Annotated in this window: 6 protein-coding genes and 1 pseudogene; 3 read left to right on the forward strand and 4 right to left on the reverse strand. The window is 61.6% G+C overall.

Annotation, left to right across the window (positions count from 1 at the left end; genetic code table 11):
* Positions 1 to 202 precede the first annotated feature (202 nt).
* Positions 203 to 1,162 (forward strand): LysR substrate-binding domain-containing protein, encoded by a 960-nt coding sequence (locus tag EN994_RS18130; protein WP_013532472.1) that lies wholly within the window; start codon positions 203 to 205, stop codon positions 1,160 to 1,162.
* Between the two features lie 97 nt (positions 1,163 to 1,259).
* Here EN994_RS18130 and EN994_RS18135 read toward each other — a convergent pair.
* A pseudogene (locus EN994_RS18135) lies at positions 1,260 to 1,768 on the reverse strand (DinB family protein).
* 59 nt (positions 1,769 to 1,827) lie between these two features.
* Between EN994_RS18135 and EN994_RS18140 the strand changes: the two are divergent.
* A complete protein-coding gene (locus EN994_RS18140; RefSeq protein ID WP_013532474.1) occupies positions 1,828 to 2,520 on the forward strand; it encodes a glutathione S-transferase family protein in 693 nt (230 codons plus the stop codon).
* Positions 2,521 to 2,537: 17 nt separating this feature from the next.
* Here EN994_RS18140 and EN994_RS18145 read toward each other — a convergent pair whose 3' ends face one another.
* Positions 2,538 to 2,795, reverse strand: coding sequence for a DUF2934 domain-containing protein (locus EN994_RS18145; protein ID WP_013532475.1), 258 nt, complete (start codon positions 2,793 to 2,795; stop codon positions 2,538 to 2,540).
* Between the two features lie 159 nt (positions 2,796 to 2,954).
* Between EN994_RS18145 and ndk the strand changes: the two genes are divergently transcribed.
* Positions 2,955 to 3,377, forward strand: coding sequence for a nucleoside-diphosphate kinase (gene ndk, locus EN994_RS18150; RefSeq protein WP_013532476.1), 423 nt, complete (start codon positions 2,955 to 2,957; stop codon positions 3,375 to 3,377).
* 68 nt (positions 3,378 to 3,445) lie between these two features.
* On the opposite strand, the gene EN994_RS18155 is transcribed toward ndk, so the two are convergent.
* The gene (locus EN994_RS18155) at positions 3,446 to 4,210 is read right to left on the reverse strand and encodes a YbaY family lipoprotein (RefSeq protein WP_013532477.1); all 765 of its coding nucleotides are present in this window, start codon (positions 4,208 to 4,210) and stop codon (positions 3,446 to 3,448) included.
* Between the two features lie 126 nt (positions 4,211 to 4,336).
* The gene (locus tag EN994_RS18160; protein ID WP_127307699.1) at positions 4,337 to 4,801 is read right to left on the reverse strand and encodes a molybdenum cofactor biosynthesis protein MoaE; all 465 of its coding nucleotides are present in this window, start codon (positions 4,799 to 4,801) and stop codon (positions 4,337 to 4,339) included.
* Positions 4,802 to 4,803: the final 2 nt, after the last annotated feature.

Here is a 4,803-nt window from a genome sequence, read left to right on the forward strand (position 1 = left end):
CCGAAACTCGACACTTTCCAGGCGGTTTCATGGCCGATAATGGCTTCGCGGCTCATCGCATAACGCCGTTCGGGAATGGTGTGGGCGTTCATTGTACTTCTCCAGGATGGGGGCAACACTTGGTAAACAGTCGATTAATTCACCCACCCCTGTAAAATTAGGAATGCTGGTGCTAGTGTAAGCCAAGCTTAAGGTCGAAACCGTGCGTCTGCTCAGTCAGGTCAACCTCAATTCGCTGAAAATCGTCGAAAGTGCTGCGCGGCACGGGAATTTCACGCGCGCCGGTGAAGAACAGTTTATTACCGCTTCAGCGGTCAGCCAGCGCGTGAAAAGCCTGGAGGATCAGCTTCGTTTCAAGATTTTCCAGCGCGGCGGCAATGCGGTGTCGTTGACGCCGGAGGGCGAGACCTATGTCTCGCGCGTTCGCGAGGCGCTGGAGCGAATCGTGGCCGCCAGCATGGAAGCGACCGGACAATCGCAGGAGCATGTGCTAAAAATATCGGTGCTGCCGACCTTTGCGGCACGCTGGCTGTTTCCGCGCCTGCCGCTGTTCCAGCAGCAATATCCCGATATCGTGATGCGGGTCTCGACTTCGTACGCGACGCATGAGTTCACGGCCTCGGAATTCGATCTCGAAATCCGTTATGGCGACGGTCACTTTCACGGGCTGCAGTCCGATCTGCTGTTTCGCGAAGACCTGACACCGGTGTGCAGCCGCAAGCTGTTCCACGAAGTCCTCGGCGACAAGCGGCTGTCGAAGGTGACACCGGACGACCTCAAGCACTTCACCCTGCTGCATTCCGACACCTGCACCCAGAATTGGCAGTCCTGGCTTGGTTTCGCCGGCGCCAGCTTCGTGCTCAGCGAGACCAAGAGCATCTATTTCGACTCGTGCATGATGTCCTACGAGGCAGCCAATTCCGGGATGGGCTTTGCGGTGGCCAACCGTGCCTATATGGCCAGCGACATCCGCGCCGAAAGGCTGGTGGCTCCCTTCGCCGTCCATCATCCGAACACGGCTGGCTGGTATTTTGTCTCTCCGCTGAAAGGCCTTGCCGCACGCAAGGTCCAGTTGTTCAAGCAGTGGGTCATGGCGGAAGCGGCCCTGACCCAGTCCCAGTTGGACAACGAAATCAGGGGCGAGGCTTCGACGGCTGCCTGAATCCATCCGGTGCCTACTGATGCAAAGACGATGCTGCAGCACAAAATGCAGCGACGGCCGGCACAACCTTCGGACTGACTACGCAAACGCCACCGGATCAGGCGAAAGCCCTGCCCTCCTCGGTCCGCTGGAAAAGCATCAGGTCCAACCCCAGGCTTGGCCGTCCCAGGATGGTCAAGATCGTATGCGCCTGGCCGCGATGGTGGGTCTGGTGGTTGAAGACATGGTCCAGCGCCGGCGCCAGCCTTTGCGAATGCGCATGTCCGAGACGGTCATGTAGGTGAACCGGCCCGTCAACGCCTTGTCATTGAGGCCGCCGACCCAATCGATGATCCGCCTGTCCTCGGCTTCACGCGCCGCCCGCAGGCCGGTCAACCCCCGATGCAGGATAGCGTCCAGTGTCGTCGGCGCGTCGCCCTCCCCGGTGAAGCGCTTCATCCAGATGCGGTCGGCAGTCAAAAGGTGGTTGAGCGTGCCCATCATCGAGCCGAAGAAGGCGCCGACATCGCGGTTGAATTCCTCATCATCGAGTTCGGCGGCGGCATCATAGATGCGACCGTTGGCCCATTGATTATAGGCCGCAAACATCATGAAATGCTGTCTCATGGCTTCCCTCGGCTCGCGTCGATGCGGGGCCTACCTAACCCGCACGGGAGCCGCCGCCAATGACCATTCTGCTTTATGATCTCGTCGGACGCGACAGCACACGTCCGTTCAGCCCGCATTGCTGGAAGGTGGCGATGGCGCTTGCCCACAAGGGGCTCGACATATCAACCGTACCGACGCGCTTTCTCGAGGTGCCCGCTGTCGAGGGCGGCGTTTCGAAAACCGTTCCGGTGATCCGCGACGGCGAGACAGTCCTCGCGGATTCTTTCGCCATCGCGCTCTATCTCGATGAAGCCTATCCGGACCGGCCGACGCTGTTTGGCGGTGAAGGCGGCGAGGCGATGGCGCGCTTCATCGAACGCTGGTCGCAAGTGACCATTCATCCCTACGTGACCACCGCGGCCATCATGGACCTTCATGCCATGCAGGACGCGGAAAACGCCGTCTATTTCCGCCAAAGCCGGGAGCAGCGTCTTGGCAAGAGGCTGGAGGAGGTGACGGCCGCCAGGGAGGCCGGGCTCGGCACTTTCAGAGCCTCGCTGGAGCCATTGCGCTCGATGCTCTTCTATCAGCCGTTCATCGGCGGCGCGGCGCCGCTGTTTGGCGACTATATCGTCTTCGGCGCCTTGCAATGGGCGCGCATAGCCTCGCCCTACCAATTGCTCGACGACGGCGACGTGGTGGCGCAGTGGTTCGCCCGCTGCCTCGACCTGCATGGCGGGCTGGGGCGAAAGGTCGCCGCCGCGGCTTGACGCCGTAAAGCAGTAACTTACTTGGCCGCCTTCTTTGGCTTGCCGGCCTTCGTGGCAGCCTTTGCCTCCTTGGGGGCGGCTTTTGGCTTGGCGGCGCCAGCTGCCTTCTTGGTTGGCTTTTTGGCTGCCGACTTGTCCGTGGCGTCCTCCTGGTCGACATCCGCCGCCGCCTGATGCCAATGGCGCTCATGATGTCCAGCCGGCTGGCCCTCTTGCAGCCAGATCTGGTGCGCACGGTTGCGAATGCGTTCCTGACGATCGTCTGTCATGGTCATGTTGTCTCCATACGGCCCGACCTCAGCGCGGCGCCGGCACGCGACTATAGCAAGCAAAGCGTTGCTGTGCAGCCGTCTGATCGGGGGCCCTTGGCAATGGGCCGGGCGGCTTGTATAGAGCCCGCCACTCTCAATTCCATTCTCAGACAAGGACGACCCATGGCGCTCGAACGCACATTTTCCATGATCAAGCCGGACGCAACCCGGCGCAATCTCACCGGCGCCATCACCAGGATGCTGGAAGAGGCAGGCCTGCGTGTCATCGCCTCGCGCCGGGTCTGGATGAGCCGCCGCGAAGCGGAAGGCTTCTATGCCGTCCACAAGGACCGTCCTTTCTTCGGCGAATTGGTTGAATTCATGTCGTCGGCACCGACCGTCGTCCAGGTGCTGGAAGGCGAGAACGCCATTGCCAGGAACCGCGAAGTGATGGGCGCCACGAACCCGGCCAACGCCGCCGAAGGCACCATCCGCAAGGTTCATGCGCTGTCGATCGGCGAAAACTCCGTGCACGGCTCCGACGCACCGGAGACCGCGGCAGAAGAGATCAAGTACTGGTTCTCGGACACCGAGATCGTCGGCTGAGCCGACGATCCAGACCTTGGATTCCGTAAAAAGAAGGCCGGCGTTTCGCCGGCCTTTTTCGTTGGGGGTCAGCTCGCCGCGCTAAAGCGCAGGATCTCGCGGCCATCCTTGCCTGATATGATGAGCTTGCCGGCCTCGACGCGGTATGACGCCGCCTTGGCCAGCGCATCGAACAGCGCCTTTTCCTCGGCCATCACCTCTGGCGCACAGGCCTTGTAGGTCGAACCGATGTCTCCGATCACGATCGTTTGCCCATTGACCTTGGCGGTGGCGAAATAGGTGTTGCAGGGGCCGCTGCCGCCCGCCTTGCCGGCCTCGCTGACCCTGAATGTCGCTTGCGGGGCAGCGATGACGCCGATGCCGTCGACATAGTCGACCAGCCAGAGCTGGTCGAAGACCGAAACCGTCGGCTCGGCGTTCGGGGCGACCATCTTCAGCATGATGGTCTGCGGCACGTCGGTCAGCGGATCGACCTGATGGCGCATATCGGAGATGAACAGGAGCTTGTCGTCGACGGTGATGCGGGCTTGCAACGCGTAAGTCATCTGCGACCGGATGACGGAAGGGTCGAATTTGATCTCGAAGCTGATCGGCACCTGGCCGGTCGGCTTCACTTTCTGCTCGCCGATAATGGTGGCCGGCGCATCGGCCAGCGACACATCGGCAAGTTGCACAGAGAGCACGGCACTGGGCGGCAAGGCAATGCGCTCGCGATAGATCACTTCGCCTCTCACTGCCTTTTCGGCGGCAACAGACTGCTCAGGAACGGCCAATATGCCGACGACCAGAGGCACGAAACCGAAGATGAAGAACTCCGCGATCCTGTCCAGCATGACCATCTCCCTCACCCCGGGCTGCCAATGCCCTGGGCTGCCAATGCCACGGGTTGCCAATGCCCAGGCTGACCAATTCCGCCAATTGGCCAAAGGATTGCGGTCAATGCATGGCTGCGGCGGATCTTATTCGGACGCTTTCCAGCGTTGCGCGGCCGTTGCATCGGCTTCCTTGGCCTCGACCCAGCCACCCTCCGAGCCGTCAGCCCGATGCTCCTTCTTCCAGAAGGGCGCGCGCGATTTGAGATAGTCCATGAGAAAATTCGCCGCCTCGAACGCCGCATGGCGGTGCGCGGAGGCTGCCACCACCAGCACGATGCTCTCGCCGGGCGCGATCTTCCCGTGGCGGTGGATGGCGGTGAGCCCCTGCAACGGCCAACGCTCGACCGCTTCAGCAGCGATGCGGGCGATTTCTGCTTCGGCCATACCGGGATAGTGTTCGAGCTCGAGCGCTGAGAGCGCGCCCTGCTCGTCGCGGCAAAGGCCTGAGAAGCTCACCACGGCGCCGATATCGGCGCGGCCTTGCGTCAGTCTGGCGATTTCGGCCGCGACGTCAAAATCTTGGCGCTGAATGCGCACGACAGGTATGATCC

Source organism: Mesorhizobium sp. M7A.F.Ca.CA.002.09.1.1 (assembly GCF_003998555.1).
In the GTDB taxonomy this organism is placed as follows: Bacteria; Pseudomonadota; Alphaproteobacteria; order Rhizobiales; family Rhizobiaceae; genus Mesorhizobium; species Mesorhizobium ciceri.

What these genes read in the sequence shown, in the direction of transcription:
- ndk (WP_013532476.1), top strand. Translation starts at nt 2,955, where the DNA reads ATGGCGCTCGAACGCACATTTTCCATGATCAAGCCGGACGCAACCCGG.
- EN994_RS18140 (WP_013532474.1), top strand. Translation starts at nt 1,828, where the DNA reads ATGACCATTCTGCTTTATGATCTCGTCGGACGCGACAGCACACGTCCG.
- EN994_RS18155 (WP_013532477.1), bottom strand. Translation starts at nt 4,210, where the DNA reads ATGCTGGACAGGATCGCGGAGTTCTTCATCTTCGGTTTCGTGCCTCTG.
- EN994_RS18145 (WP_013532475.1), bottom strand. Translation starts at nt 2,795, where the DNA reads ATGACCATGACAGACGATCGTCAGGAACGCATTCGCAACCGTGCGCAC.